The 26,334-nt window shown below is 68.6% G+C and carries 23 protein-coding genes; 15 read left to right on the plus strand and 8 right to left on the minus strand.

Annotated features, from left to right (window positions below; all coding sequences use genetic code 11):
- Window positions 1–33: 33 nt before the first annotated feature.
- A complete protein-coding gene (locus LRM18_RS08615) occupies window positions 34–3,390 on the minus strand; it encodes an autotransporter domain-containing protein (RefSeq protein ID WP_270953537.1) in 3,357 nt (1,118 codons plus the stop codon).
- 175 nt (window positions 3,391–3,565) lie between these two features.
- Here LRM18_RS08615 and LRM18_RS08620 point away from each other — a divergent pair, with 175 nt between their 5' ends.
- The 3 genes from LRM18_RS08620 (at window position 3,566) to LRM18_RS08625 (ending at window position 4,831) form a co-directional block, all read left to right on the plus strand.
- Window positions 3,566–4,084 (plus strand): Rossmann fold nucleotide-binding protein, encoded by a 519-nt coding sequence (locus tag LRM18_RS08620; RefSeq protein WP_103282065.1) that lies wholly within the window; start codon window positions 3,566–3,568, stop codon window positions 4,082–4,084.
- Between the two features lie 91 nt (window positions 4,085–4,175).
- Window positions 4,176–4,376, plus strand: coding sequence for a hypothetical protein (locus tag LRM18_RS20335; protein ID WP_326422214.1), 201 nt, complete (start codon window positions 4,176–4,178; stop codon window positions 4,374–4,376).
- 104 nt (window positions 4,377–4,480) lie between these two features.
- The gene (locus LRM18_RS08625; RefSeq protein ID WP_270953540.1) at window positions 4,481–4,831 is read left to right on the plus strand and encodes a VOC family protein; all 351 of its coding nucleotides are present in this window, start codon (window positions 4,481–4,483) and stop codon (window positions 4,829–4,831) included.
- 15 nt (window positions 4,832–4,846) lie between these two features.
- Here LRM18_RS08625 and LRM18_RS08630 read toward each other — a convergent pair whose 3' ends face one another.
- Window positions 4,847–5,476 carry a TetR/AcrR family transcriptional regulator gene (locus LRM18_RS08630; protein WP_270953542.1) on the minus strand — a complete coding sequence of 210 codons (630 nt, stop codon included), beginning with the start codon at window positions 5,474–5,476 and terminating at the stop codon, window positions 4,847–4,849.
- Window positions 5,477–5,601: 125 nt separating this feature from the next.
- Between LRM18_RS08630 and LRM18_RS08635 the strand changes: the two genes are divergently transcribed.
- The gene (locus LRM18_RS08635) at window positions 5,602–7,074 is read left to right on the plus strand and encodes an MFS transporter (protein ID WP_270953544.1); all 1,473 of its coding nucleotides are present in this window, start codon (window positions 5,602–5,604) and stop codon (window positions 7,072–7,074) included.
- Between the two features lie 10 nt (window positions 7,075–7,084).
- Here the strand turns inward: LRM18_RS08635 and LRM18_RS08640 are convergent, their stop codons facing one another.
- Window positions 7,085–7,390, minus strand: a complete 306-nt coding sequence (locus tag LRM18_RS08640; protein ID WP_049471020.1) for a KGG domain-containing protein — start codon at window positions 7,388–7,390, stop codon at window positions 7,085–7,087.
- 194 nt (window positions 7,391–7,584) lie between these two features.
- On the opposite strand from LRM18_RS08640, the gene LRM18_RS08645 reads away from it, so the two are divergent.
- The gene (locus LRM18_RS08645; RefSeq protein WP_270953546.1) at window positions 7,585–9,069 is read left to right on the plus strand and encodes a DUF4434 domain-containing protein; all 1,485 of its coding nucleotides are present in this window, start codon (window positions 7,585–7,587) and stop codon (window positions 9,067–9,069) included.
- A 4-nt stretch (window positions 9,070–9,073) separates the two neighbouring features.
- On the opposite strand, the gene LRM18_RS08650 is transcribed toward LRM18_RS08645, so the two are convergent.
- Window positions 9,074–9,538, minus strand: a complete 465-nt coding sequence (locus tag LRM18_RS08650) for a MarR family transcriptional regulator (RefSeq protein ID WP_053505837.1) — start codon at window positions 9,536–9,538, stop codon at window positions 9,074–9,076.
- Between the two features lie 50 nt (window positions 9,539–9,588).
- Here LRM18_RS08650 and LRM18_RS08655 point away from each other — a divergent pair, with 50 nt between their 5' ends.
- The 3 genes from LRM18_RS08655 (at window position 9,589) to LRM18_RS08665 (ending at window position 14,238) form a co-directional block, all read left to right on the plus strand.
- Window positions 9,589–10,500 (plus strand): S41 family peptidase, encoded by a 912-nt coding sequence (locus LRM18_RS08655; protein WP_270953549.1) that lies wholly within the window; start codon window positions 9,589–9,591, stop codon window positions 10,498–10,500.
- A gap of 98 nt (window positions 10,501–10,598) precedes the next feature.
- Window positions 10,599–11,495: an NAD(P)-dependent oxidoreductase gene (locus LRM18_RS08660; RefSeq protein WP_154331232.1), complete on the plus strand. Its 897-nt coding sequence runs from the start codon at window positions 10,599–10,601 to the stop codon at window positions 11,493–11,495.
- A gap of 211 nt (window positions 11,496–11,706) precedes the next feature.
- Window positions 11,707–14,238, plus strand: a complete 2,532-nt coding sequence (locus LRM18_RS08665) for a methyl-accepting chemotaxis protein (RefSeq protein ID WP_270953552.1) — start codon at window positions 11,707–11,709, stop codon at window positions 14,236–14,238.
- Window positions 14,239–14,316: 78 nt separating this feature from the next.
- Here the strand turns inward: LRM18_RS08665 and LRM18_RS08670 are convergent, their stop codons facing one another.
- Window positions 14,317–14,703, minus strand: a complete 387-nt coding sequence (locus LRM18_RS08670) for a DUF2628 domain-containing protein (RefSeq protein WP_046432666.1) — start codon at window positions 14,701–14,703, stop codon at window positions 14,317–14,319.
- A gap of 217 nt (window positions 14,704–14,920) precedes the next feature.
- On the opposite strand from LRM18_RS08670, the gene LRM18_RS08675 reads away from it, so the two are divergent.
- Window positions 14,921–15,091: a hypothetical protein gene (locus LRM18_RS08675; protein ID WP_005419553.1), complete on the plus strand. Its 171-nt coding sequence runs from the start codon at window positions 14,921–14,923 to the stop codon at window positions 15,089–15,091.
- A gap of 60 nt (window positions 15,092–15,151) precedes the next feature.
- On the opposite strand, the gene LRM18_RS08680 is transcribed toward LRM18_RS08675, so the two are convergent.
- The gene (locus LRM18_RS08680) at window positions 15,152–17,197 is read right to left on the minus strand and encodes a TonB-dependent receptor (RefSeq protein ID WP_270953558.1); all 2,046 of its coding nucleotides are present in this window, start codon (window positions 17,195–17,197) and stop codon (window positions 15,152–15,154) included.
- Between the two features lie 494 nt (window positions 17,198–17,691).
- Here LRM18_RS08680 and mdoH point away from each other — a divergent pair, with 494 nt between their 5' ends.
- From mdoH to hemC, 5 genes are all read left to right on the plus strand, one after another.
- Window positions 17,692–19,617: a glucans biosynthesis glucosyltransferase MdoH gene (gene mdoH, locus LRM18_RS08685; RefSeq protein ID WP_053506877.1), complete on the plus strand. Its 1,926-nt coding sequence runs from the start codon at window positions 17,692–17,694 to the stop codon at window positions 19,615–19,617.
- Window positions 19,618–19,667: 50 nt separating this feature from the next.
- Complete coding sequence (locus LRM18_RS08690) at window positions 19,668–20,327, plus strand: alpha/beta hydrolase (protein ID WP_270953561.1); 660 nt, start codon at window positions 19,668–19,670, stop codon at window positions 20,325–20,327.
- 3 nt (window positions 20,328–20,330) lie between these two features.
- A complete protein-coding gene (locus tag LRM18_RS08695) occupies window positions 20,331–21,374 on the plus strand; it encodes a sensor histidine kinase (RefSeq protein ID WP_049471035.1) in 1,044 nt (347 codons plus the stop codon).
- A gap of 10 nt (window positions 21,375–21,384) precedes the next feature.
- Window positions 21,385–22,116, plus strand: a complete 732-nt coding sequence (locus LRM18_RS08700; protein ID WP_049471037.1) for a LytTR family DNA-binding domain-containing protein — start codon at window positions 21,385–21,387, stop codon at window positions 22,114–22,116.
- Window positions 22,117–22,758: 642 nt separating this feature from the next.
- Entirely contained in the window at window positions 22,759–23,670 is a 912-nt protein-coding gene (gene hemC, locus LRM18_RS08705) for a hydroxymethylbilane synthase (RefSeq protein WP_270953564.1), read from the plus strand.
- A gap of 117 nt (window positions 23,671–23,787) precedes the next feature.
- Here hemC and LRM18_RS08710 read toward each other — a convergent pair whose 3' ends face one another.
- Together LRM18_RS08710 and LRM18_RS08715 are read right to left on the minus strand one after the other, a co-directional pair.
- Entirely contained in the window at window positions 23,788–24,564 is a 777-nt protein-coding gene (locus tag LRM18_RS08710) for a DUF481 domain-containing protein (protein WP_014648509.1), read from the minus strand.
- Window positions 24,565–24,670: 106 nt separating this feature from the next.
- Window positions 24,671–25,273: a hypothetical protein gene (locus LRM18_RS08715; RefSeq protein WP_053461456.1), complete on the minus strand. Its 603-nt coding sequence runs from the start codon at window positions 25,271–25,273 to the stop codon at window positions 24,671–24,673.
- 80 nt (window positions 25,274–25,353) lie between these two features.
- Between LRM18_RS08715 and LRM18_RS08720 the strand changes: the two genes are divergently transcribed.
- Window positions 25,354–26,325: a YafY family protein gene (locus LRM18_RS08720; RefSeq protein ID WP_049467495.1), complete on the plus strand. Its 972-nt coding sequence runs from the start codon at window positions 25,354–25,356 to the stop codon at window positions 26,323–26,325.
- The last annotated feature ends 9 nt before the right edge of the window (window positions 26,326–26,334 follow it).

Genomic DNA, 26,334 nt, shown 5'->3' on the forward strand with positions numbered 1-26,334 from the left:
ACCCCGATTGTTCAACCAGACGCGGCTTCGGAATCAGAAGCGCACCGACCACCGTGCTTGGGCGCCGTGGTCGCGGCTTTCGCTGCCGAACTGGCCGCTGTAGCCCAGCTCCAGCTGCTGGCGCGCGGTCAGCCAGGCCGACAGGCCCAGCTCGGCGACCACCGCGTTGTCGGCGATCGGTGCACCGTTGACCGCAAACGTCGTGCTGCCGTTGGCGAAGGCCAGGTTGGCGACCTGGCTGCGATCACCGGAGGCGCGGCGATAGCCGACGCCACCGCGCAGGTGCAGCCAGCTCTCCTGCTGGAACGAAGCCTTCAGCCCCTTGTCGAAGCGCACGCCGGCGGTGGCGATGATGGTTCCGCTATCGTCCACCTTGCCCTGCAGTGCCGCTGCTCCACCGCGTTCGTTGACGCGCTTGAGGTCCACTTCGACACGCGCCACCTGCAGGTACGGTTCCAGCCCGGCCTCCGGGCCACCGAAGCGGTAGCCGGCTTCGATGAAGGCCTGGCGGGTGCGGGCGTCGTAACGCGCGCTGAGGCTGTCACTGAAACCTGCGAAGGCGACCTCGCGAGTACTCTTCACCTCGTGCTTGCTCCATGCCACACCACCGCGCAGGCCGAAGCCGCCCCAGGTGTGGCTGGCATAGGCACCGAAGTGCGTGTTGTCGATCTTCGACTTGGCGCGGCGGTCCTGCTGCTTGACGTCGGTACGGCCGGTCCCGGCCAGCACGCCAACCTGCCAGCCGGAGAACTCGCGGTCGAGGCCGACCAGCAGGCCGTTGCTGTTGGCTTCGGTGCGGGCAGTGTTGTAGTCACCGTCCAGCGTGCTGTTGCCACCGATGGCCTGCACCCATGCACCCGTCGCATCACCGGCGTCCGTACCGGGCGCGGCGACACCGGCGCGGCGTGACAACGCGGCATCGCGCACGTAGCGGCTGCCCTCGACCAGGGCGATGGCCGTGGCCGGATGCAGCTCGCCGCTGAGACCGTCGAGCACGCCGCCGATCTGCTGCGGGAACAGCTGGGTCAGCGGCTTGGGCAGGCCCTGGGCGATCGGCAGCAGGTCGGCCGCCGCCGCCACGGCACGCTGGTTGGGGGTGTTGGCAGCCGTGGTCAGCGAGGCGCCACGGGCGACCTCGATACGCGTGCCATTGGCGCCGTAGGCCAGGCTGAACTGCAGGAAGGGCGAGAACGCGCTGAAGTCGGTCCTGGCGAACTGGCCGCTGATGCCACCGTCGGCACGCAGGAAGTTGAACTGTTCGCCGAGGTAGTACACGCCCGGTTCCGGCAGTGCGACCAGGGTGCCGCCGAGGGTGGCGGTGCCGGTCACGTGCAGCTGGTCACTGCGGCCACCCGGGGCCAGCTCCGCCGCGTACACGCCGGTGGCGCCCTGCACGTAGTTGCCGTTGATGGTCAGCGTGCCGATCGAGTTGCCCGGCGCGATGATGCCGTCGACGCGGGTGTTGCCGAGCGTGCCGACGCCCTTCAGCAGGCCGTTGGCGCCGACCGTGGTGGTGCCGCCGGTCTGCGTGCCGTTGAAGGACACCACGCCGCCGTTGACCACCAGGTTGCTGTTCTTCAGCACGCCACTGGCGCTGACCGTGCTGACGCCCCCGGTGGTGGTCAGCGCGGTGGAGACCAGGCTGCCGTTGAGCAGGAACTGGCCGCCCTGCACCTCGACCGCCGAGGTGAGCGTGTTGGTGCCGTTCAACTCCAGCGTGCCCTCGCGCAGCACCGCGCCGTTGAAGCGGTTGTTGCCGCTCAGGCGCAGCCAACCGATGCCGGACTTGGTCAGCTTGCCGGGGCCGCCGATGTCGTTGGTCCAGTTGTCCCAGGCATCGCCTTCCCAGACCTTGAGGCCACCGGCCTTCTGGTTCATCACCACGTTGGTGTCCACGCGCAGCGAGCCATAGCCTTCGATGGCCTTGCGCAGGTCGACCATGCCCCAGCCGTAGATCGGGTCGATCCCCGGCGCGCCAAGGTCGCGCGCGGTGGTCAGCAGCACGTCGCGGACCTGGGCGTTGTCCAGGTAAGGGAAGCGCTCCATCAGCAGGCCGAGCGCGCCGGTGATGTGCGGCGCCGCCATCGACGTGCCGGTCTTCGTGCCGTAGACGTACTGGGTGTTCTCGCTGTCGATGATCAGCCGCACGTAAGCGGAGGTGTTCTCGACGCGGCCCTGGATATCGCCGGAGACGATCGTGCTGACGATGTCGGTGCCGGGTGCCGAGATGCACCAGTTGGCCGCAACGCCGCAGATGCTGGAGCTGCCATCGATGACGTAGTCGGTTTCCCCGGCGGCCGCGTTGGGCCGGCGCACGTTGGCCACTGCCAGCCAGTAGGGCTCCAGTTCGGGCTTCCAGCGCGGCATCGAGGCCGTGATACCGGCGACCGCACCACTGCCATTGCCGGCCGACCACACCTGGATGAGGGTCGAGCCCGGGGTGTCGCCGTTGCTGGCGTAGATGCTGCCGTACACGCCATAGTCGGCACCGATGTTGGCGTACTGCTGGTCCAGCGCGGCGGCGGTCATGTTGCGCGTGGAAATGCCCCAGCTGTGGTTGATGGCGCGTACGCCCTGCGCCTGGATCTGCGCATACATGTCCAGGGTCGCGGCGTCATCCGGATCGGTGCGGTACAGCGCGCGCGGGCGATAGAAATTGTCGGGGTCCAGGCGCCACTCGTAGTAGGTGTCGCCGAACACGCGGGCGGCGGTGAGGTTCGCACCGAACGCCACGCCGTGCATGCCCTTGCCATCGCGGTTGGCGCCGATGGTGCCCAGTACGTGGGTGCCATGGTCGGCATAGCTGAAGCCGTAAGGCTGGCCGGCAGCGATCAGGCGTGCTGCGAGTGCGGCCGGAACGCCCGCGCCGAGACCATAGTAGTTGTAGCCGGGTTGTTCACCGCGGGTCTGTTCGCAGGCGCCGGCACCTGCGACCACACCCGGCGTCGCACAGTTGGCGCCGATGGTGATGCTGGAGGTATTGCGCCCTGCAAACTCCGGATGCGCCAGCGCGGAGCCCGAATCGAACAGCGCCAAGCGTACGCCCTTGCCGGTCAGGCCGCGTGCATAGGCGTAATCCGCGCCCATCGCAGCCAGGCCCCAATCGGCGTTGAATTCATCGCTGCGCCAGCTGGCGGGATCGCCGGGGGTGCCGAGAACCGCGGACGGGGTGGCTGCGGTCGGCAGCGCCTGAGCAACGGACGCCTCGGCGGAGGTGTTCGTCGGCTGCGCCCACGCGGCCTGCAGCTGGCGCTGCTGCTGCCAGGCATCGAGTGATTCGCTGGCCATGGCTGGCAGTGCGGTGGCCAGCAGCAGCGAGCTGGCGACGGCAAGCGCCAGCGGGCGGTGCGACAGGGAGCGGGACGAACGGCCATACAGCGGGTGATTCATCGGACAACTTCCTTGGTTGACGGACAACAAGGCCGTTAACGGCAAGGCGAGGCGACATCCCCCATTGATGTGAAGATAATTTTATGAACGTGTTAATGTTCTGTGACGGGCATCTGCGGCGGCTCCGCCGGGCAGCGCACCGTGACTCTTTTTTTCCGAGGTGTTGGAGCCGTCCATGGAGAAAGCCGTCCGTAAACCACAGGTGGCGATATTGGGTAGCGCAGACCCTGGCAGCGACGCGTTCGAGCGTGCAGCGGAAGCAGGGCGTTTCCTGGCCATCCAGGGCATCACGGTCGTCAGTGGGTGTGGCAGTGCGGCTACGCGCGTGGCTGCCGAGCAGGCAATCGCCGCTGGTGGCCAGGTGCTCAGCGTCATTCCGGAGAGCAGCATGCCGCCGGCCGACTGGCCGGCGACGGTGGTGGTGCCCTGTGGCATGGGCGATGCGCGCAACCTGATCATGGCCCTGGCCGGCGATGCCTGCATCGTCATCGGCGGGCGCGCCGGTACGATCTCGGAGGTCTGCCTGGCGTGGCTGCACAAGCGGCCGCTGTTGCCGCTTGTCGGGGCCGGTGGCTGGTCCGACGCGCTGCCGGACAACCCGCCGGACGAGCGCGGCAATTCGCCGATCCTGCCGTGGCGCAACCTGGATGAGCTGGCCGCGCAGCTGCGTGTGCTGGGTCTGCTGCAACAGTGAGTCAAGCCGCAGCCGCCTTCACCCGACGTCCTGCGTGCAGCGCTATGGTGGCCTGGCCTGGGCTCACCAGGCTTATCAAGGAGTGATGTCGATGCGTACTTTCAGGAAAGTGATCGCCGGTGCTGTGTTCGCGTTGGCCTGCAGCGGCTCGGTGGCCGTGGCCGGACCGGTCCAGCCCTGCGATCTGCCCTGCTGGAAGGCCTACCAGGCGTGTATGGCCGGTGGGGGTGATGCCATGGAATGCCAGTACGAATACGATCGATGTGTCATGGAGCGCTGCGGCGCGGTGTAAGCCCAGCAATGATCGGCTGATGACGGGCCCCGTCCATGACGGGGCTCTTCTGTTCGTGCGCAAGGTCGGGCAGTCTCGACGCTTCCTTCCCGGTGGAGTGGAACATGGCCGTCAAGCGCGTCGTCGCCAACATCGCCACGTCAGATCCGGCGCGTGCGGCAGCCTTCTACAGCGAACTGCTGGACATGTCGGTGGTGATGGACCATGGCTGGATCGTCACCCACGGCGGGCAGGGCAGTGCCCCCGCCCAGATCAGCTTCGCCAGCGAAGGAGGTTCCGGCACACCGGTGCCGGACCTGTCGATTGAAGTGGACGACCTGCAGGAGGTACTGGAGCGCGTGCGCGCGGCCGGGGTGGCGGTGGAGTATGGCCCCGTCGACGAGCCCTGGGGCATGCGCCGCTTCTTCGTCCGCGACCCGTTCGGTCGGTTGCTGAACATCCTCGCCCACGCCTGAGCGACGGCGAGCGCTTCAGCGACGGGTGCCGCCACGCTTCGGGGCCGGCGACACGCCGACCATGCGCAGGCAATCGGCCACCACCGCCGCAATGAACACCTCTGCGTCCTGCGACGGCACAGCGATCAGGTCGTCGGTGGCGCCGTGCACGCCGGCATAGATCAGCGAGGCGGTGACCTGCGGTGCCGGCAGCTGCCACAGACCCGCGTGTACACCGGCTTCGAGGATGCGAAGCAGCTGCTGCTGGATCGCGTTGCGCTCGGCGTTGCCGCGCTGGTGGTGGTGATGGTTGGGGTACACGACGTCGTGCAGCGCGTGCGTGCGCACATAGATCTCGATGTTGGCGCGGATCCAGGCGCGCAGCCGGGCCACGCCATCATGGGCTGGATGCTGCTGCACGGCCTGGTCGACTTCGGCCATGAACCGCTGTGTGTAGCGCTGCGCCAGCGCCTGCAGGATTTCGGTGCGCGAGGCGAAGTAGGTATAGAACGTGCCCTTGGCCACATCGGCGGCGGCCACGATGTCACTGATGGTGGTCGCTTCCACGCCCTGTGACAGGAACAACGCCTGCGCGGCGTCCATCAGCTCTTCCTGGCGGGTTTCAGCAGGTTTGGTGCGGGGCCTGGCGACTGCGGGAATCGGCATGGGGCGGGGTCCGGGAGCGACGGTCGCCATTCTAGCCTTCCTCCGGCAATGACTGACCGTCGGTCATTGACTGACGGTCAGTCATCAAACTACGATGCGCGCACGCTCTCTCCCGGCATCCGCACATGCAACGCTTCCGACGGCCGGCCCTGGTGCTGGCGGCCTACCTGGGCACCTTCCTCGCCTCGCTGGACATCAGCATCGTCAACGTCGCGCTGCCGACGCTGCAGCAGGCACTGCACACCGACATGGCCGGGCTACAGTGGGTGATCAACGCCTATGCCATCGCCCTGTCCGCAGTGATGCTGTCGGCGGGGCCGCTGGGTGACCGCTATGGCCACCGCCGCATGTGGCTGCTCAGCGTGGCGACCTTCACCGTGGGCTCGCTGCTGTGTGCCTGCGCAGGGAGTCTTTCCGCACTGGTGGCGGGGCGGGCGGTGCAGGGTGTGGCCGGCGCCCTGCTGATCCCGAGTGCGATGCCGATCCTCAGCCATGCGTTTCCCGAAGCGCGTGCGCGTGCGCGCGTGATCGGGGGCTGGTCGGCGTTCAGTGCGCTGGCGCTGGTGCTGGGGCCGCTGCTGGGGGGCGAACTGGTCCAGCGCGCCGGCTGGCCTGGGATCTTCCTGATCAACCTGCCGCTGGGCCTGCTTGCACTCGCGCTGGGGGCCTGGGGCATTCCAGAGCGACGGCATCCGCAGCACGCCGCGCTGGATCCGGCCGGGCAACTGCTGAGCATTGTCGCGCTGGCTGCACTGAGCTATGGCCTGATCGCCATCGGCGAGCACGGCCTGCTGGCACCTGCAACCCTGCTGGCGCTCGGCATCGCGGCTGCGGGCCTGGCACTGTTTGGCCGGGTCGAGCGCCGGGTGGCGCGGCCGCTGCTGCCGCTGGACCTGTTGGCGATACCGGGTTTTGGCGTGCTCAACCTGGCCTCGTTCGTGCTCGGATTCACCGCCTATGCCAGCCTGTTCTTCCTGTCGCTGTTCTTCCAGCAGGCGCAGGGACACGGGGCTGCGCAGGCCGGTGCGCAGCTGGTACCGCAGTTCGTCCTGATGGCGGTGGTGTCGCTGCTGTTCGGCCGGCTGGCGGCGTGGATCGGGCTGCGTACCGCGCTGGTGGCGGGCTATGCACTGACCGGCATGGCGCTGTGTGCGATTGCCACGTTCGGGCCGACCACAGCGCACGGCCAGGCCAGCGCCCTGCTGATGCTGCTCGGCACTGGCATGGGGCTGGCGGTACCGGCGACCGGCATGGCGGTGATGTCATGCGTACCGGTCGAACGTGCCGGCATTGCGTCGGCCACGATGAACGCGCTGCGCCAGGCCGGCATGAGCCTGGGTATCGCGCTGCTGGGCAGCCTGATGGGCCTGCGCGCCGTGCAGCAGTTCGCTGCGGCGGCGCAGGCGTCCGGGCAGCCTGCGATGGCTGCGCAGGCCCGCGCACTCATCCTGCACCCGGCGTTGCCGCTGCCAGGATTGCAGGCCCAGGCGTGGTACCGCAGCGCGATGGCCAGCGGTTTCGACTGGGCAATGACGGTCGCCGGCGTGCTGGCCCTGCTGGCGGCGTTTGCACTCTACCGGCACCGCAAGCCGGGCTGAACCGACGGGCTCAACCCTGCTGACGCTGCGGCGTCGAGGTCGCTGGCGCGGGTTCGGCCGCCTGCTGCTGTTGCCGCCGTGCATTGGCATGGCGCGCGTGCCCGCCTTCGCGGCCGATCGCGGCCATGTGCTGGCGGTTGCGGCTGATTGCCTCGCCACCCTTGCGGCCCGCTTCGCGCGCCTCCGCCGGGCTGAATTCATGTGCGTTGCCGGAGGCGTGGGCGGCGCGTCCCCCCTTGGCGGCGATCGCGCGCTGCTTGTCCTGGTCCATCGAGGCGAAGCCACGGTGGGAGGTGCCGTGACGCTGGTCAGCCATGTGAATTCTCCCGGTGCATGGAAAGGAAGCTCATCCTTGCCGCTACGTGGCTAAGGCAGTGTCCGCACCGGTGGCCTTGCCTTCACGCTGCGTCGCGCGCGCGTTCACGGCCGCGCTACATGGCGGCGCGGAAGCGCCGGCTTGCTAGGATGGAGCCCGCACGCCGGATGGATGCCCGGCCAGGAAGGGACACCATGAACCGATTCGGATGGCTCGCCCTGTTGGCCTGCGCTGCGCCGGCGCACGCGGACAACGCACTGCTGAGCGGCAGTTTCGTCCACTTCGGCTATTCGGCCAGCGATGAGCAACTGCCGGTGGCACAGCTGCCGATGTTCCTCGACGAGCTGCAGGATCTGGGCAATGACACGCTCATCATCGGCCAGACCCGCGCCACCCGGGCTGGCGTGGGCTGTGCCGGCAGTACGCAGGATTTCGAATGGATCGCCGGCTTCCCGGCCAAGCTGGGCACGGTACTGGACGCCGCCGCAGCGCGTGGGATGAAAGTCGCGGTCGGCACCACCTACAGTTCGGGCCAGTGTGCGACGTTCTGGCAGGGATCGAATGCCGCGGCGGTGGCGCAGGATGCCGCGCAGTCGATGGCGCAGCTGGCCCAGCAGTACGCGGCGCATCCGGCATTCGCCGGCTGGTACATCACCGATGAGCCCGCGCAGGTGCCAGCCGAGCGTGCGTCCTTCTACCGCGCGATCGTCTCCGCACTGAAGGCGGCGACGCCCTCCCGGCCGGTGATGGTGGCGCCCTACCTGGCATCCTCCAGCGTCGATCCGGCCAGCGTGGCCAGCGCTGCGCTGCGGTTCCGTGCGGCCACGGGCGTCGACGTGCAGATCTGGCAGGACGGCATCGGCGCGGCGCCGCACGCGAAACTGTTCCAGTGGGATCGACCCGGCTACAGCACCGAGCAGTACTACCAGGCCTTGTCGGCGCAGCTGGGGGCCAGTGGCCTGTGGGCCGACATCGAACTGTTCAACCATGGCAGCCCGCTGTTCCTGGACACCGGCAACGGCCTGTCCGGTGCCTACCGGCCGGCGTCGGTGCAGCGCATCAACCAGCAGTTGTGGAGTGCGCGCTCGGCTGGCAAGCGCGTTGCCTGGCTCAACCAGTACCACCTGTCCGAAGTGGCCGGCCCCGGCCAGGGCTACGGCGAGGCGCCGCGGATGATGAACACCTATCGCGGCCTGTATGGCCTGGGTGCGTCGTACATCGTCGATCCGCTGCGGACCACCTACCACTACAGCGTGGCGCCGGCGGCCAGCTATCCCGACAGCAGCGGCCATGAGCTGTTCGACCGCCGTGTGGGCGACCCGCGCAATCCGATGGATGCGGGCTGGGTCGGCCTGCACGGCAACGTCAGCATCACCCTCGACCTCGGCCAGCGCCGGCGGGTGGACTGGATCGGCCTGCACACCATGACGCGCCCCGCCTGGGGCATCGTCACGCCGACATCGGTGGAGGTGATGTGCGCCGAGCCGGGGACTGCCGCCGTTTCGATCGGCGCGCTGTCGGCACCCTTCACCCAGGCCGGCGTGATGGGTTCGACCGAAGAGGAGTATGTACTCGGCAACGCAGTGCCGCTGGCCGCGCTATGCCGCACGCTGGAGCTGCGCGTGACCAACGGCAGCTGGACCTTCCTCAGCGAAATCGAGATGGCCGCCGAGCAGTAGCGCCTCAGCGCCGGCGCGCGTCCTGCAGGCGCTGGGTGAAGGGGCGCTGTTCGAGCGCGGCAAGCGCTTCGCGCAGCACCTGCTCCAGCGACTGCCCCAGATCGGCATCGAGGCTGCGCGCTGCACGCGCGGTGGCCTGCCATTGCGCCTGCAGCGCAGGCAGCGCCCGCTGCGCGCGCGGGCTCAGCTGCAGGATGCGTTCGCGCCCATCCTCGCCGTTGGCGGCGTGCAGCCAACCGTCGCGCACCATCGCCGCCACCGTCTGGCTGAGCGCCGAATGGCTGAGCCCGCAGGCCAGTGCCAGGTCCTTGATCCGGCAGGGGCCCTGTGCCATCAGCGTGCGCAGTACCGGCGTGTAGCGGGGGCGGTAGTCCAGCTGCAGGTCCCGGTAGGCCTGTTCCACCGCAGGGTCCAGCTGGTCGAGCAGGGCGCGCAGCAGGGTGCCCAGCGTGGCGTGTTGGAGATCCATGACCCGGGATGATATATAAGCACTTACATATCTTCAATGCGGGGTGGGGCATGGCGTTCTCCTGGATGCTCGGTGCGCTGCTGGGCGCGGCCTGCCCGGCGCAGGATGCGGTGCTGCAGGCGGCGGCCAGCGCCGTGCAGGCGCAGTACCTGGACGAGGCGGAGGGCGCCCGTATCGCCGATGCCCTGCGCACCTGGGCGGCGCAGCAGCGCTATGCGGGCAGCTGTGCCGATCCTGTGGCCTTCAGTGCACGCCTGAACCAGGACCTGGACCGCTTCGACGGCCACTTCCACGTTGAACGCGTGGACGCGGCGGCCGGCCAGGACGACTGGCTGATGGCCTGGCGCGCCGATGCCCGCGGCGATGGTGCCGGCGTGCGCGAGGTCCGGGTGTTGGAGGGCAACGTCGGCTACCTGCGGCTGAGCACCTTCTATCCGCTGGATCTGGCCCGGCCGAAGCTCGCAGCGGCCTTCACACTGCTGGCCGACACCGATGGGCTGGTGCTGGACCTGCGCCAGAACGGGGGCGGCGACGACGGCAGCGCGGACCTGCTGGTACGCACGCTGCTGGACACGAAGATCGACGCGGTGCAGCAGCTGGACCGGCGCGGCCAGCGCACGCCGGTACCGCTGCCTCCGGCGAACCTGCCCGCGTACCTGAAACCGCTGGTGGTGCTGATCGACCGCCGCACCGGCTCGGCGGCCGAGTTCGTTGCCTATTCACTGCAGGCGTTGGGCCGTGCCCGCATCGTCGGCACGCGCAGCGGCGGTGCCGCGCATATGTTTGGTGATCCTGTGCTGCTGCCCGATGGCTATCAGATCAGCATTCCCGACCGGCAACCGATCAACCTGCGCACCGGCGGAAACTGGGAACGAACCGGCGTAAGGCCCGATATTGCTGGTGGCGACGACCCGCTGTTCATCGCACGGCAACTGCTGGCGCCGGCAAAGTCGTCACGATGAACGCAGCATTGCGTGGCCATGCTCTCGCAGACGCGCGGATGCGTGCCTAGAATCGAAGCATCCCGGTAGTTCCCGGGCGCTTCGAGTGAATGGACTCAATGAAGATTCTGTTGACCGGCAGTTCCGGGCGCATCGGGCGCGCGATCTTCGGTGCGCTGGCAGCCACCCACGAGGTGGTGGGCCTGGACCGCAGCCCGTTCGCGACCACGCGCATCGTTGCCGACGTCACCGATCGCCAGGCCGTCGCGCGTGCGGTTCGCGGCGTGGACGCGGTCATCCATACTGCGGCCCTGCATGCCCCGCATGTCGGCCTGGTGCCGGATACGGTGTTCCAGCAGATCAATGTGGAGGCCACCGCACACCTGCTGCAGGCGGCGCGCGACGCCGGTGCACGGCGCTTCGTGCTGACCAGCACCACTGCCCTGTACGGCCACGCGGTGGTGGCCGGCGGCTGCCGTTGGATCGACGAAGACACCGAACCGCTGCCGCGCACGATCTACCACCGCACCAAGCTGCAGGCCGAGACCCTGGCCGAAGCCGCTGCCGCGCCGGGCTTCAGCGTTCGCGTGCTGCGCATGGGCCGCTGTTTCCCCGAGCCGCCCGAACGCATGGCAATGTTCCGCCTGCATCGTGGCATCGACGCGCGCGATGTGGCCAGCGCACATGCCGCGCTGCTGCTTGACCACGACGGCATCGGGTTCGCACGCTACCTCGCCTGTGCGCCGACGCCGTTCCGCCGCGAGGACTGCCTGGAGCTGGCCACCCATCCGCGCAGCGTGCTGGCCCGCCGCGCACCGCAGCTGCTGGCCGAGTTCGAGCGCCGTGGCTGGCCATTGCCATTGAGCATCGACCGCGTCTACGACAGTGCGCGCCTGCGCAGCGTGCTGGGCTGGCAGCCGAGCTTCGGGCCGGACGAGGTGCTGCAGCAGTACGCCGTCGGCAGCATCGAGGTACTGCCGCGCGCGCAGTGGCTCAAGGACCGCGTGGCCGAATGAGGGCGTGGGCAGGGACGGGCCGCTGACCCGACCCTGAGCAGATTCAGGAATATCCAGGCGGGTTGCCTCAACCTCGTTGGCGGGCGGCCGCTAACCCGGTGCGCTTCCAGCGCCGGGGCCACCCGGCGGCCGGTGGCCTGCGCGACGGATCGCGCGCCTGCGCGGTGCCCTCGGGGTGCCGGTCGTCCTGAACTGCCTTGTGGACCCTCCCATGCCTTCTTCCCGCTCCGCCGCCGCCCGCCGCCCGGGCAGCATCGCCCACAAGCTGATGCTGGGCACCGCCGCCATCGCACTGCTGTGCTTCGGCCTGACCGCGTTCCTGATCTATCGCCAGGCCAGCACCAGCCTGATCAATGCCTCGCGGCAGACCATGACCAGCGAGGCGACCGCCGAAGCGCGCCAGGTGGCGGCCGATCTGGGCACCGCCTTCGCCAGCAACGATGCCATGGTTGAAAGCGTGCTGGCCCAGCGCGCCCGTGGTGACGTGCCCGACCGCGCCAGCCTGGCGGCGGTGCTCGGCGAGCAGCTGCGCAGCCATCCCGAATGGCTGGGCAAGAGCACCATGTGGGAGGCCGATGCCTTCGACGGCAAGGATGCCGAGTTCGTCAACACCGAGGCGCACGATGCCACCGGTCGCTACATGAGCTACTGGGCCTGGCAGGAGGGCAAGCCGCAGCAGTCGGTGATGACCGATTACACCGAGACCGCCAGCGGATCGGGTGACTGGTACATGGGGCCCAGCCGCGACAAGCTGCCGAAAGTCAGTGAACCGTATGCCTATGACATCGCCGGGCAGCAGGTGCTGATGAGCACGCTGAGCACGCCGATCATCGAGAACGGCAGGTTCCTGGGTGTGTTCACCGTCGACTTCTCGCTGGCAGCGTTGCAGAAGCACCTGGCCACGCTGAAGCCGATGGGGGCCGGTCGTGTCGAACTGCTCTCGCCCAAGGGCGTGGTGCTGGCCTCGGCCAATGCCGCCGAGATCGGCAAGCCGCGCAGTGATGCATTGACCCGCAGCATGCTGGCCGAGATTGCCGCCGACCGCCCGTTCGAGGCCTTCAGCCCCGATGCGGCCGGCAACGTGCGCGTGTATGTGCCGCTGCGCGTGGGCGACGCCCCGCAGCGCTTCGCGCTGGGCGTGGTGGTGCCGCACGCGGTGATCGTGGCAGAAGCGCGCCAGCTGCTGTGGCTGACCCTGCTGGTCGGCGTGGTCGCCGCGCTGACCCTCAGCGCCGGCGTGTATGTGCTGCTGCGCCGCCTGGCGATCCGTCCGTTGGCTGAAGCCGTGCGCGTGGCCGGTGACGTCGCGGCCGGCAAGCTGGACAGCGCGCTGCCGGCGCGCAGCAATGACGAAGTGGGGCGGCTGCTGGACGCGATGCAGGGCATGCGCGGCCAGCTGCAGTCGGTGATGGCTGCGCAGGCCGAAATGGCGCGCCGCCACGATGCCGGTGAACTCAGCTACCGCATGGATGCGGCAGCGTTCCCGGGCGAATATGGCCGCATGGTGGCCGACAGCAACCAGCTGGTGGCCTCCAGCAACGCCGTCACCCAGCGCCTGGTGGAGGTCATGCAGCGTTATGCCGTGGGCGACCTCAGTGTGGACATGGAAGCGCTGCCGGGCGAGAAGGCGGTGTTCACCGCCGCAATGGCAACCACCAAGCACAACCTGGCCGCGATCAACGAGCAGATCCAGCAGCTGGCCGCTGCGGCGGCCGCCGGTGATTTCGCGGTGCGCGGTGATGCATTGCGCTTCGACCATGATTTCCGCCGCATGGTGGAGACCCTCAACACCATGATGCAGGTGAGCGACCACAACCTGGCTGCGCTGTCCACGCTGCTGCGTGCGATCGCCGCCGGTGACCTCAGCACCCGCATGCAGGGGGACTTCCACGGGGTGTTCGCGGTGATGCGCGACGATGCCAACAGCACCGTGCAGCAGCTGACCCAGATTGTCGGCCAGATCCAGCAGTCGGCGGCCAGCATCCGCCTGGCCGCCGGTGAGATCGCGGCCGGCAACAGCGACCTGTCGCGCCGCACCGAACAGCAGGCGGCCAACCTGGAAGAAACGGCTGCGTCGATGGAAGAGCTGACCTCGACCGTGCGCCAGAATGCCGAGCATGCGCTGCAGGCCAACACCCTCGCCGGTTCCGCGGCGGGCGTGGCCAGCGAAGGCGGGCAGGTGGTCAGCCAGGTGGTGCACACCATGGAACAGATCGAAGCGTCCTCGCAGCGCATTGCCGAAATCATCTCGGTGATCGATGGCATTGCATTCCAGACCAATATCCTGGCGCTGAACGCAGCAGTGGAAGCGGCGCGCGCCGGTGAGCAGGGCCGTGGCTTCGCCGTGGTCGCCAGTGAAGTGCGCGCGCTGGCGCAGCGCTCGGCAGGTGCCGCGAAGGAGATCAAGGCGCTGATCGACGCCTCGGTGGCCCAGGTCGGTGCCGGCGCGCAGCTGGTACACGGCGCGGGGCGCACCATGCAGGACATCGTCGGCCAGGTCGGTCGGGTCAACGAGATCATGGCCGAGATCTCGGCCGCCTCGCGCGAGCAGTCGGCCGGCATCGAGCAGGTCAACCAGACCGTGGTGCAGATGGACAAAACCACCCAGCAGAACGCCGCGCTGGTGGAGGAAGCCAGTGCCGCCGCGCGTGCGATGGAGGAGCAGGCCGAGCAGCTGGCGGTGGCGGTGTCGCGCTTCCGGCTGCAGGCCGAGCCGGCGGTCGTGGCACGCCGCGCGGCCTGATCGCACAAATGAAGACGCCCGGCGGGGGCCGGGCGTCGGTTGCATCCTTGCCGCGCATCCCTGCGCCGGTCTGATGGCTTAGAACATTCCTTCAAACGGGTTCCAGCTGGCGCGACCCTCCACCTTCTCCAGGTAGTAGCTGTAGTTGGTGCTGGAGGCGACCAGCAGATTCATCGCGATGAACAGCATGCGCCCGACGACGTCGGGAAGGAACATGCTGATGATGGCCAGCGCGATGTTGATGCCGATGACCACCAGCGCCTTGCGCCACATGCCCAGGATCAACAGGTAGATCGCACCGAAGAACAACGCGAAGAAGTTCAGGTTGATCTTCAGGCGGTCACCGAACGACAGCGCCTTCCAGGCCTGCTTGAAACCGGGATTCTTGGGGGCGCCATGCTGGCGGAAGAAGTTGAAGCGGAACTGCCACTTCGGGCTGAACTGGGACAGGTCAGTGGTATTCATTTTGGGGAAACATCCCTGTGAGAAAACGTTTTCATGATAAGGCAAGTCCTATTCAGGATCCAAGGGCTGCCGTCAAAAATGTGACGCGTGCCGTGTTCCACGTCGTGCGGCCGGGTGCCGCATCGTCACCCGCCTGCCTCGTTTTTGAGTTAGGGTGCGCAGTTCCGCTGCCGCCCCGGTTGGACCCGTGCGGCGGCGGGATGTCCATGGAGGTTGCATGACCACACCTGCTACACCGGAAAACGCACCGGGACCGGTGCTCCTGCCGACACCTGAAGTGGTGCAGGCACAACAACTGCTCGCACGCCAGCAACTGGCGGTGGCGATGGACCGTGCACGCACGGCCGCCACGCGCGACGCGGCACCGGCCGCGCTGGAAAGCGAGTAACCCGCAACACCGTCGATCGCGCTGGCAGGCCGCCAGCGCGATCACGGCGCGCGCCGCCGGTCAGAACCGTGCGGTCATGCTGAGGAAGTAGCTGCGCCCGGCGACGAAGTAGTCGGTGGAGCCCTCTGCATACAGCTTCTTGTCCGCCAGGTTGCTGACGCCACCGCGCAGGGTCAGCACCTCGTTGACGTTCCATGCCGCGGTCAGGTCATACAGGGTGTAGGCCTTGAGGAAGGTCGTGGCGGTGCCGGCCTGCCTGCCGGTGTACTGCGCCGACAGGCTGCTGGAGAACACCGTGCCGGGCGTCCAGTCCAGCGACGAATAGCCGGAGAATTCCGGCGTATCGATCAGGTCGCGGCCGGTGGTCAGGTTCCTGGCTTCCTTCATCCAGGTCGCCGACGTGCGCCAGCGCCACTGCTCGCCGAAGCGGACGTTGAAATTGCCTTCCATGCCACTGGTGCGCGCGCGCTGCACGTTGCTCATGCGCGTCCACCAGAGGCCGTTGAACAGGCCCAGGGGCGCGTACTCGATCTTGTTGCGGAAGTCGGTATGGAAATAGGTCACCCCGGCATCGATCAGGTCATTGTCGAAGCTGATGCCGATCTCGCGGTTGGTGCTGGTTTCCGGATCCAGGTCCGGGTTGCCGGCCATGTAACAGCCGCCGCGGGTATAGCCCAGCGGGATCAGCGAGGTGCAGCCGCGGCCGCCGGACTGGGTAGCCGCGCTGGCTGAGTTCTCGGTCAGGCTGGGCGCGCGGAAGCCCTTGGAGACACCACCGCGGATCGTCCACTGTTGGGCCGGGTGCCAGACCAGGTAGGCACGCGGGCTGACGTGGCCGCCGAACTGCGGGTGATGGTCCAGGCGCGCGCCCACGGTGAGGGCGAGGGTGCGGTGCAGCTTCAGTTCGTCCTCGACGAACAGCGCCCAGGTATCCACGTCCAGATCGGAGCCGCTCACCGCGTTGCCGGCGTAGTCGATCGGCGCGCGGCCGATGGTGTCGGTGTTGGTCAGCTGCTGGCGCTTCCACTGCCCACCCGCCGCGAACTGATGTTCAACGCCCAGGGTGAATGGCGTGGTCAGGCTGCCTTCGATGATCGTATCGGTGGCCTCGGAACGGCCGGTGGCACCAATGTCGTTCGTGTATTCGGTCCAGTACGCGCTGAGCCTGGAGGTGCCGAAGCGCCACCTGCCATCGTGGTTGAGCGCCAGCGAGCTGCGCTTGAGCTCACTGGCACCCCAGGCGCCTTCGTCCTGCTTTTCCAGCGACGCATCGATGAAGGCCTGCTGCACGCCATGGCCCGCCTCCAGCGACAGCGCCTGTGCGTCGCTGAGCGTCCACTGCAGCAGGGCATCGACATTGCGGTCCTTCTCGCCGGCGTAGGCGTTGCCATAGACGCCGCCGTTGGACTGGTCCGACTCACGGCGCATGCTGTTGGCACCGATGCGCAGGCCGAAGCGCTCGCCCAGCGGGCCGGAGAAAGTCGCGCCGATCTGCTGGGTATCGCCGCGCTTGCTGTCACCGGGGCGGGTAAGGCTGTGGGTGGCGCTGCCAGTCCAGGCGTCGCCGATGCGCCGGGTGATGATGTTGATCACCCCGCCCATGGCGTCGGAGCCGTACAGCGAGGACATCGGTCCACGTACCACTTCGATGCGCTCGATCTGCTCGGGCGCGATCCAGTTCAGGTCCTGGCGGCCGAGATCGGGGCGGTAGTGGGTCGAGGCCGAGCTGCCCATGCGCTTGCCGTCCACCAGCACCAGCGTGTAGTTGGACGGCATGCCGCGCAGCTTGATCTTGGACTGCTCGCCGACCGCACTGAGGCCACCGGTCACCCCCGGAACACGGCTGAGCAGGGTGGCCAGGTCGGGCACCGGCTGGCGCTCGATGTCCTCGCGGCTGATCACGCTGATGCTGGCCGGGGCATCCTTGATCCACTGCTGGCTGCCGGAGGCGGTGACCACCACGGCGTCCAGGTCCTGGGGGGAGGCCTCGGCGCTGGCCTCGGCGGCGGCCAGGACGGGCAGGGCCAGCAGGCAGGCGGTGGCCAGGGCGCTGGCCAGGCGGGTGCGCGGCAGGGGCGCGCGGGGGGAACGGGACGGCAGGGACATGACGGCTTCCATGGGAGGTAGGGTGACCCGGTGGAAGCAGCAGGCGCAGGCAGACAGCAGGCAGCTACCCTTCCGTGGGTCGTCGGGCGCGCAGTGCGGACCGGCGCAGCTGGGTGGGTCGCGGCCGTGCGGAAGACGGTGACCTGCCTGGTTTTTGAATGATACCCGTTCTCATTTGTTACGATCCAGTGCCGGCGCGGATGGAGTGACATCTGGCCGTCCCGCGACGTGATCGCCTGCTATTAGCTGAATGGGGAGAAATCCCGGCGTAGGCCTTCGCACCCGGCTTACATTTGGCGCCCTAGACTGGGCCGCATTTTCGATTCCGCCCCGTTGGAGATCGTGTGGGTTCCGGTAGTGACAGACATCGACTGTGCGGCCCCGGGCCGACACAGCCAGGACAAGTGCGGGCGCCGGGAAAGCGCGCCGGGAACCTTGGTGCATGCAGCCCGGCCGGGACGGCCGGCCTTGCCGACGGCGCGGAGTAGGTGTCGATGGGGGTGCAGACCATCCAGGCGGAAGCAGAATCGCCCCGGCGTGATGCCGGTTGGGCGCTGCTGCCCGCGGAATCGCCATTGCCGATGCCCGAGCAGACCCTGCGCCAAGGCGCACTGAAGGTCCGGCGGCACCGCACCTCGCCACGCCTGATCGGCCTGCGTCGGTTGTACATCTTCGGTGGCACGCTCGGGATGACCGCCGTGGCCACGCGGATGATGTGGCGGGTGCTGTCGGCCAATGGCATCAGCGTGCTCGAAGCCTGCCTGCTGGTGCTGTTCGTCGGCCTGTTCGCCTGGATCGCGCTGTCCTTTGCCAGCGCGCTGGCCGGCTTCCTGACCGCGGTGTTCGACCGCGGCTATCGCCTCGGCATCGACCCGGACAAACCGTTGCCGGCCGTGCACAGCCGTACCGCATTGTTGATGCCGACCTACAACGAGGATCCGCGCCGCCTGTTGGCCGGCCTGCAGGCGATCTATGAGTCGGTGGCGGCCACCGGCCAGCTCGACCGCTTCGATTTCTTCGTGCTCAGCGATACCCGCCGCGACGACATCGCCGCAGCCGAGGAACAGGTGTTCGCCGAACTGCGCGACCGGGTGCCGGACGGCCAGGCCCGCCTGTTCTACCGCCGCCGCGGTGACAACACCGGGCGCAAGGCCGGCAACATCGCCGACTGGGTGCGTCGCTTCGGCGGCGCCTACCCGCAGATGCTGATCCTGGATGCCGACAGCCTGATGACCGGCGACAGCATCGTGCGCCTGGTCGCCGGCATGGAGCACAACGCCGACGTCGGCCTGATCCAGACCCTGCCGTCGGTGATCGGTGGCCGCACCCTGTTCGCGCGCATGCAGCAGTTCGGCGGGCGCGTGTATGGCCCGGTGATCGCCCGTGGCGTGGCGTGGTGGCATGGCGCCGAAAGCAATTACTGGGGCCACAACGCGATCATCCGCACCCGCGCCTTCGCCGACCACGCCGGTCTGCCGGCGCTGCCAGGACGCAAGCCATTCGGCGGCCATGTGCTCAGCCACGACTTCGTCGAAGCGGCACTGATGCGCCGTGGCGGCTGGGCCGCGCACATGGTGCCCTACCTTGGTGGCAGCTACGAGGAAGGCCCGCCGACGCTGACCGACCTGCTGGTGCGCGACCGCCGCTGGTGCCAGGGCAACCTGCAGCACGGCAAGGTGGTCGGCAGCCGCGGCCTGCACTGGATCAGCCGCACGCACATGCTGATCGGCATCGGCCACTATTTCACCGCACCGATGTGGGCGATGCTGATGCTGATCGGCATCGCCATCCCGCTGTTCCAGGAGGGCATCGATTTCAATGCCCTGCTGCACCTGTCGCCCAGCGTGTACTGGCGCGCGCAGGACGAAGAACAGGTGGTGCGGCTGTTTGCCGCCACCATGGCGGTGCTGCTGCTGCCCAAGGTCCTGGGCTACCTGGCGATGCTGCTGGACCCGGTCGACCGCCGGGGCTGTGGCGGCGCGATCCGCGCCTTCGTGTCGATGCTGGTGGAAACCGTGCTGGCCGCGCTGATGGCGCCGGTGGTGATGTACGTGCAGTCGCGCGGCGTGGCCGAGGTGCTGTCCGGCCGCGACTCGGGCTGGGACGCGCAGCAGCGCGACGACGGCGGCATCTCGTGGATGGCGCTGATCCGCGGCTACGGCGGCCTGGGTGTGTTCGGCGCCTTCATGGGCGTGCTGGCCTGGGCCGTGTCGCCGTCGCTGGCGGCGTGGATGGCGCCGGTGGTGATCGGCATGGTGTTGGCCATTCCGGTGGTGGCGCTGACCTCCTCGCGGGGGCCGGGCGCCTTCCTGCATCGCCTGGGCCTGCTGGACATTCCCGAAGAGAACATCCCGCCACCGGTACTGGTTCGCGCCGCCCAGCTGCGGCGGGAAGCGGCCGAGCACCCGCCGCTGTACTGATTACCGCACGCCAGCGGCATAATGCGGCTCGAACTTGACGGAGCCGCATCATGCTGCAAACGGTGGAACAGGAAACCGGCGCCTCGCCGCATTGGTCGGTGATCTGGCTGCACGGCCTCGGCGCCGACGGCCACGACTTCGCGCCGATCGTGCCGGAACTGGTGCGGCCGCACTGGCCGGCGCTGCGCTTCGTGTTCCCGCACGCACCGGTGCGGCCGATCACGATCAACAACGGCGTGCCGATGCGCGGCTGGTACGACATCGTCGGCATGGACTTCCGGTCGCGTGCCGACATGGCCGGCGTCCAGGAATCGGTGGTGCAGCTGGACGCGCTGATCGCGCGCGAGATCGAGCGTGGCATCGCGGCGGAGAAGATCTTCCTGGCCGGCTTCTCGCAGGGCGGGGCGATCATCCTGACCGCCGCGCTGGCGCGCACCGCGCCACTGGCCGGCCTGATCGCCCTGTCCACCTATCTGCCCGAGGCCGACAGTGCCCGTCGCGCTGAAGGTGCCGTGCAGGTGCCGGTGTTCATGGCCCATGGCAGTGGCGACCCGGTGATCCCGCAGGCCGTCGCCGCGCACAGCGCACAGGCGCTGCGCACGCTGGGCCTGGACGTGGCGTGGCACAGCTACCCGATGGCCCACCAGGTCTGTGCCGAAGAAATCCAGGCGCTGGGTGACTGGCTGCAGGAACGGCTGGGCGCGGCCTGAGCCATGCCCCCGGCCAGCCCATCGCCGTGGATGCCGGAACTGTGCCGCCTGCCACGGCTGGCGGCGATGCTGGGCCTGGCCGAGCTGGTGGTGGTGGTGCTGGCGCTTGCGCCGGATGGCAGCCGCCACTGGACCGTTGGCGAACTGCTGTCGGCCAGCGGCTTCGCGCTGTGGCTGGCGCTGGCAGTGGCCGCCAGCCTGTGCGTGCTGCGGAAGGCGCTGTCGAGGCTGCCGCAGGTACTGGGCGCCGTTGCCGCGATCGCGCTGGCAACCCTGATCGCGGTGGTCTGCGCCGGCATCGTGCACGCGTTGTACGCGGTGCTGGGTGACAGTTTCGCCAACGGCATCAGCTTCTGGCGCTTCACCCTCGGCAGCGCCGCCACCACCGCGCTGATCAGCGCGCTGGCGCTTCGTTACTTCTATGTCAGCGACCGCTGGGCGGCCCAGGTGCAGGCCAATGCGCGCGCGCAGGCCGATGCGCTGCAGGCGCGCATCCGCCCGCATTTCCTGTTCAACAGCATGAACCTGATCGCCAGCCTGCTGCATCGGGACCCGGCGGTGGCCGAGCGTGCCGTGCTCGACCTGTCCGATCTGTTCCGTGCGGCGCTGGGCGCAGGCGAGGGTGATTCCACCCTGCGCGACGAATGCGAGCTGGCCGAGCGCTACCTGTCGATCGAATCGCTGCGCCTGGGCGAACGCCTGCAGGTGCGCTGGCAGCGCGAGGAACCGCTGCCGTGGGATCTGCCGTTGCCGAGGCTGGTACTGCAGCCGCTGGTGGAGAACGCCGTGCTGCATGGCATCTCGCGCCTGCCCGAAGGCGGCACCATCGAGCTGCACCTGGCGCGCGAGGGCAACGCGTTGCAGATCCGCGTGCGCAACCCGGCGCCCGATCCGCAGGCACCGGGGCTGGCGTTGGCGCGGGGCGCCGGCCATGCCCAGCACAGCATCGGCCATCGGCTGGCCTGGCGCTTCGGCAGCGCCGCGCGGATGACGGCTGGCTGGAGCGAGGGCTACTATGCCTGCCAGGTGACAGTGCCGATCCAGTGAGGGAACGATCGTGAGGGTAGTCATCGCCGATGACGAACCACTGGCGCGCGAGCGCCTGCGCAGCCTGTTGGCGGCGCAGGAGGGCGTGGACGTGGTGGCCGAGGCCGGCAACGGCGAGCAGGCCCTGCACGCGTGCGCGGCGCTGCAGCCGGACCTGGTCCTGCTGGATATCGCGATGCCCGGGCTGGATGGCCTGGAAGCGGCCCGCCACCTGGCCAGCTTCGAACCGCGGCCGGCGGTGGTGTTCTGCACCGCCTACGATGCGCATGCGCTGTCAGCGTTCGAGGCGGCGGCGATCGACTACCTGATGAAGCCAGTGCGTGCCGAACGGTTGGCGGCGGCGATTGCACGCGCCCGCACGTTCCTGGCCGGCCGCGATGGCCAGCCGCAGGCGCACAGCGGGCAGCAGGCGCGCAGCGTGCTGTGCGCGCGCCTGCGCGGCAGCCTGCGCCTGATTCCGCTGGACGACATCCACTACCTGCAGGCCGAGGAGAAGTACGTGGTGGTGCACCACGCGCGCGGCGAGGACCTGATCGAGGAATCGCTGAAGTCGCTGGAGGAGGAGTTCGCCAGCCGATTCATCCGCATCCATCGCAACTGCCTGGTGGCACGCCACGAGCTGGTGGAACTGCGTCGCGGCTCCGGCGGCCAGGTGCAGGCGGTGCTGCGGCATGGCAAGCAGCCGCTGGAAGTGAGCCGCCGCTGCGTGGCGACGCTGAAGCAGGAACTGCGGCATCTGTGAGTGGTCCCGCGCGGCCTGCGGCCGCGACTGCTGTGAAGTCAACAGCAACAGCAACAGCAACAGCGGGTCATGTCTCGTTGTTTCTACGTGCTGGGTCGGGCCGGGGTGGGGTGGCGGGACACGCTGCAAGTACATCCCTGTAAGCTCGATGGCGCCTTGCTCGTGTGCGCTGTCCTGCGCACACGGCAAGTCCGGGGTTGGGCGTCCTGCCCAACCCGCCCGAGGCATGCCTCGGGCCCATGGCGCCAACGGTCCCGCCACCCCACCCCGGCCCAACCCTCTCGTTTTTCCCGCGTCGGACGGCAAAGGCATTGTTGTTATCGGGTGGGGGAAGAGGGGTCAGATCCCTTTTCCTGCGGAAAAGGGATCTGACCCCGGAAGCCGTCGGCTGTTGCCTTTGCTTCTTCATTTTTCTTTTGATCTTCCGTGGCTGGCGCACACGGAAACTGTCAAAGGCCGGGGCGGTGGGGTCATGCGGGGTGTCCGCGGCATGGATGCCGCGGCCAAGCCCCCAGGGATGGGTTCACGGCGTCCCCGCATGACCCCACCGCCCCGGCCAAGCACGGCTTCTGCTTTGATACCCCCAGCCACGAGGGGCTCCGCCGTTGGCCGTATCCGCGCCGAAGGCGCGATAATGGCCGGATGGAAACCGTCCGCATCGCCACCCGCAAGAGCCCGCTCGCCCTCTGGCAGAGCGAACACGTCGCCGACCGCTTGCGCCAGGCCCATCCCGGCGTGCATGTGGAACTGGTGCCGATGAGCACCCGCGGTGACGAGGTGCTTGATCGCTCGCTTGCCGCGATCGGTGGCAAGGGCCTGTTCCTGAAGGAACTGGAGCTGGCCATGCTGCGCGGTGAGGCCGACTGCGCGGTGCACTCGCTGAAGGATGTGCCGATGGAACTGGACGAGCCGTTCGCGCTGCCGGCAATCCTGCCCCGCCACGATCCGGCCGATGGCTTTGTTTCCAACCTGTATGCCTCGCTGGACGCGCTGCCGATCGGTGCCCGGGTCGGTACTTCGTCGCTGCGCCGCCAGGCCCAGCTGCGCGCGCTGCGCCCGGACCTGCAGCTGCTGGACCTGCGTGGCAACGTCAACACGCGCCTGGCCAAACTCGACAATGGCGGCTACGACGCGATCGTGCTGGCCGTGGCCGGCCTGGAGCGCCTCGGCCTGGGCGCTCGCATCGTCGCGCGCCTGCAGCCGCCACAGTGGCTGCCGGCGCCGGCACAGGGCGCCGTCGCGGTGGAATGTGATGGCGGCAATGCGCGCCTGCGGGCGCTGTTCGCCACGCTTGATGACGCAGCCACGCGCGCCTGCGTGGAAGCCGAGCGGGCAATGAACCGCGCGCTGCATGGCAGCTGCCATGTGCCGGTGGCGGCCATTGCGCAGTGGCAGGGCGACGACCTGCACCTGCAGGGCTTGGTCGGCAGTGCCAGCGATGGCCGCGCGGTGCGTGCCGAAGCCGTGGGCCCGGGCAGCGACCCGGAGGCGCTCGGCCAGCAGGTGGCCAGGCAGCTGCTGGATGGCGGCGCCGGCGAGCTGTTGAACGCCTGAGCCATCGCCGGTAGTGCCGGCCGCTGGCCGGCAACCGCGTGCCCCGATTGAATGCAGTTGCCGGCCAGCGGCCGGCACTACCGAAAGAGGAACGGGCGCCCTGGGCGCCCGTTCTGCTTATTTGAACTTGTAGACCACGTTCATCGTGGTCAGCGTATCGGTCTTGCGCTTGTCCTCGGCGACGTCGCTGTTGTAACGCGCCTGCCAGCCGGCCTTCAGCGCCAGGTGCTCGTTCATGCTCACCGAGACACCGAAGTCGTTCTGGCCGAAGGTGTTGTACGAGCCGGACTCGACCAGCAGGGTGTTGACCAGGTCGGTGTTGTCGGTCAGCGAATACTTCATGTCGAACAGGCCACGGCCGATCAGGCCGGTGCGGGTGCGGTCGTCTTCGGTGCTGTGGGTGCGGCGCACACCGGGGCCGATCTGCGCGTCGAACGAGAAGCGCTCGGTGTTCCACAGGCGGGTGCCATAGCCCAGACCGAACGAGCTCTGGCGGTCGTAGGTGGCGAAGTCGTCGCGCTCGGTACGCACCGTGGCGGTCAGCTGGCGGTGCTCGCCCAGCTGCAGCGCGCTGCCGGCGCTGCCGGTGTAGCGGTTGGCAGTGGTGTTGTTGCGACGGGTGGTGGTGCCGTCGTCATTGGTCTCGGTCACCTTGGAGCTGGAGCGCAGGCCGAACAGGTCCATGCTGTGCACCCAGTCGCCGTCGGTGTAACGCAGGCGCAGGCGGCCGTTGAAGCTCTCGGTGCTGCTGTTGCCGCGTGCCGACGCAAAGCCGAGCTCGCCGCCGCTGCCGCTCCACGGCGAGGACATCGCCGCCAGCTCGGAGGCATCCTGCGCGTATGCGAGCGGCGCACACAGCAGCAGGGGGACCAGCAGGGACACGCGCAGGGACATCGAGGGTTCTCCGGAACGGTTGACAGCCGGTGATGATACTGGAAGCGTGATGGCGGTCCGAATCGATCCAATGCGCGCTTCAGCAAGCGTTGCTGCGATCCCCTATTCAGGGCAGATCGACGTGCAATGCCGGGTCGTTGAAGCGCGAATAGCGCAGGCGCAGCTGGAAGCTGCGGCCATGGCTGCTGCCACTGCGCACGATCTGCCGCGGCAGGCCCTGGGCATCCACCCAGTATTCCAGGCGTTCGCCGGGCTGGGCACCGCGCAGCCGGTAGTGACGGGTCTGGACCCCGTCCAGCGCCTGGCTGCCGAGGTCTTCGGCCTGCAGATCGGCCGGCAGGGCGTCGGCCGGCAGCGGGTTGCGCCATTGCTCCAGCAGGCCGGGCGGCGTCGGTACCTGGCGGATCGCGCCGTCGGCCTGCAGGAACAGGGTGTCGCCGATGATGGTCTGCGGACCGGCCGGGGTCTGCACCCGGAATCGATCGGGCGCGACGAAATCCATGGCGCTGCGCACCGGCTGCGGTGCGCCCAGGACCTCCAGTTCGGCGTGGAAGCTGCGCAGGGCCGCGAAACGCTGGCTGGCGCCCAGCACCGCCTGCGCCGGGTCGGCGGCTGGCACGGGGGCCGCGGTGCCGGCCGGCGCGGGCGCGCGATCACAGGCGGCCAGCAGCAGGCAGGCCAGCAGGGACAGGGCGGGCAACCGGCGCATCGGGCATTCCATGGGGTGGGGGCGACCACGATAGCCCAAACGTCCCACACAAGACCCGCGACTCGGACATAATCGGGGGCATGGACCGATACGAACGCATCACCGCCCTGCATCGTCTGCTCAAGTCCGCGCGCTATCCGGTCACGGTGGCGACCCTGCAGGACAAGCTCGGTTGTTCCCGTGCCACCGTGTACCGCGATCTGGCCTTCCTGCGCGACGCGCTGATGGCACCGATCGAGGGCGACGGCGAGGCGGGCTTCCGCTACCAGGCCGACGAGAGCGATCGCTTCGAGCTGCCCGGCCTATGGCTCAGCTCGGAGGAGCTGCATGCGCTGTTGGCCTCCCAGCACCTGCTGGCGCGTACCGGCGGTGGCGTGCTGTCCTCGGTGCTGGCACCGCTGCAGCAGCGCATCGAGAGCCTGCTGGCCGCCCAGGCGGGCGTCTCCAGCTGGCCGGTCGACCGCGTGCGGGTGATCCCGCATCGCGGCCGCAAGTTTGACGAGGGCAGCTTCCGCAGCGTCGCTTCGGCCGTGCTGGAGCGTCGCCAGCTGGCATTCGAGTACCGCGCCCGTTCCACCGACGAGCCGACCAAGCGCACGGTCTCGCCGCAGCGCCTGACCCACTATCGCGACAACTGGTACCTGGACGCCTGGGACCACGACCGCGAGGCCCTGCGCAGTTTTGCAGTGGACCGCATCCACAAGGCACGGGTGGTCGACAGCACCGCCCGCGACGTCGCCGACAGCGAGCTGGACGAGCAGCTCGGCGCCAGCTACGGCATTTTCTCCGGTGCGCCGAAGGGGTGGGCGACCATCCTGTTCAGCGCCAAGGCCGCGCGCTGGGTGGCCGACGAGCACTGGCATTCCAAGCAGCAGGGCCGCTTCCTGGCCGACGGCCGCTATGAGCTGAAGGTGCCGTACAGCGTCTCGCGCGAGTTGCTGATGGACGTGCTGCACTATGGATCGGATGCCGAGATCGTCGAGCCGATGATGCTGCGTGAGCAGGCCAAGGCGCTGCTTGAGCTGGCGCTGAGCAACTACGAACCCTCCTGACACTCCCCC

The organism is Stenotrophomonas sp. PI_27, assembly GCF_027854495.1.
GTDB classification, from domain to species: domain Bacteria; phylum Pseudomonadota; class Gammaproteobacteria; order Xanthomonadales; family Xanthomonadaceae; genus Stenotrophomonas; species Stenotrophomonas pavanii.

What these genes read in the sequence shown, in the direction of transcription:
- LRM18_RS08670 (WP_046432666.1), bottom strand. Translation starts at nt 14,703, where the DNA reads ATGAATACCACTGACCTGTCCCAGTTCAGCCCGAAGTGGCAGTTCCGC.
- LRM18_RS08645 (WP_270953546.1), top strand. Translation starts at nt 7,585, where the DNA reads ATGAACCGATTCGGATGGCTCGCCCTGTTGGCCTGCGCTGCGCCGGCG.
- LRM18_RS20335 (WP_326422214.1), top strand. Translation starts at nt 4,176, where the DNA reads ATGCGTACTTTCAGGAAAGTGATCGCCGGTGCTGTGTTCGCGTTGGCC.
- LRM18_RS08615 (WP_270953537.1), bottom strand. Translation starts at nt 3,390, where the DNA reads ATGAATCACCCGCTGTATGGCCGTTCGTCCCGCTCCCTGTCGCACCGC.
- LRM18_RS08715 (WP_053461456.1), bottom strand. Translation starts at nt 25,273, where the DNA reads ATGCGCCGGTTGCCCGCCCTGTCCCTGCTGGCCTGCCTGCTGCTGGCC.
- LRM18_RS08655 (WP_270953549.1), top strand. Translation starts at nt 9,589, where the DNA reads ATGGCGTTCTCCTGGATGCTCGGTGCGCTGCTGGGCGCGGCCTGCCCG.
- mdoH (WP_053506877.1), top strand. Translation starts at nt 17,692, where the DNA reads ATGGGGGTGCAGACCATCCAGGCGGAAGCAGAATCGCCCCGGCGTGAT.
- hemC (WP_270953564.1), top strand. Translation starts at nt 22,759, where the DNA reads ATGGAAACCGTCCGCATCGCCACCCGCAAGAGCCCGCTCGCCCTCTGG.
- LRM18_RS08640 (WP_049471020.1), bottom strand. Translation starts at nt 7,390, where the DNA reads ATGGCTGACCAGCGTCACGGCACCTCCCACCGTGGCTTCGCCTCGATG.
- LRM18_RS08635 (WP_270953544.1), top strand. Translation starts at nt 5,602, where the DNA reads ATGCAACGCTTCCGACGGCCGGCCCTGGTGCTGGCGGCCTACCTGGGC.
- LRM18_RS08695 (WP_049471035.1), top strand. Translation starts at nt 20,331, where the DNA reads ATGCCCCCGGCCAGCCCATCGCCGTGGATGCCGGAACTGTGCCGCCTG.
- LRM18_RS08720 (WP_049467495.1), top strand. Translation starts at nt 25,354, where the DNA reads ATGGACCGATACGAACGCATCACCGCCCTGCATCGTCTGCTCAAGTCC.
- LRM18_RS08630 (WP_270953542.1), bottom strand. Translation starts at nt 5,476, where the DNA reads ATGCCGATTCCCGCAGTCGCCAGGCCCCGCACCAAACCTGCTGAAACC.
- LRM18_RS08710 (WP_014648509.1), bottom strand. Translation starts at nt 24,564, where the DNA reads ATGTCCCTGCGCGTGTCCCTGCTGGTCCCCCTGCTGCTGTGTGCGCCG.
- LRM18_RS08625 (WP_270953540.1), top strand. Translation starts at nt 4,481, where the DNA reads ATGGCCGTCAAGCGCGTCGTCGCCAACATCGCCACGTCAGATCCGGCG.
- LRM18_RS08690 (WP_270953561.1), top strand. Translation starts at nt 19,668, where the DNA reads ATGCTGCAAACGGTGGAACAGGAAACCGGCGCCTCGCCGCATTGGTCG.
- LRM18_RS08660 (WP_154331232.1), top strand. Translation starts at nt 10,599, where the DNA reads ATGAAGATTCTGTTGACCGGCAGTTCCGGGCGCATCGGGCGCGCGATC.
- LRM18_RS08665 (WP_270953552.1), top strand. Translation starts at nt 11,707, where the DNA reads ATGCCTTCTTCCCGCTCCGCCGCCGCCCGCCGCCCGGGCAGCATCGCC.
- LRM18_RS08650 (WP_053505837.1), bottom strand. Translation starts at nt 9,538, where the DNA reads ATGGATCTCCAACACGCCACGCTGGGCACCCTGCTGCGCGCCCTGCTC.
- LRM18_RS08675 (WP_005419553.1), top strand. Translation starts at nt 14,921, where the DNA reads ATGACCACACCTGCTACACCGGAAAACGCACCGGGACCGGTGCTCCTG.
- LRM18_RS08620 (WP_103282065.1), top strand. Translation starts at nt 3,566, where the DNA reads ATGGAGAAAGCCGTCCGTAAACCACAGGTGGCGATATTGGGTAGCGCA.
- LRM18_RS08680 (WP_270953558.1), bottom strand. Translation starts at nt 17,197, where the DNA reads ATGTCCCTGCCGTCCCGTTCCCCCCGCGCGCCCCTGCCGCGCACCCGC.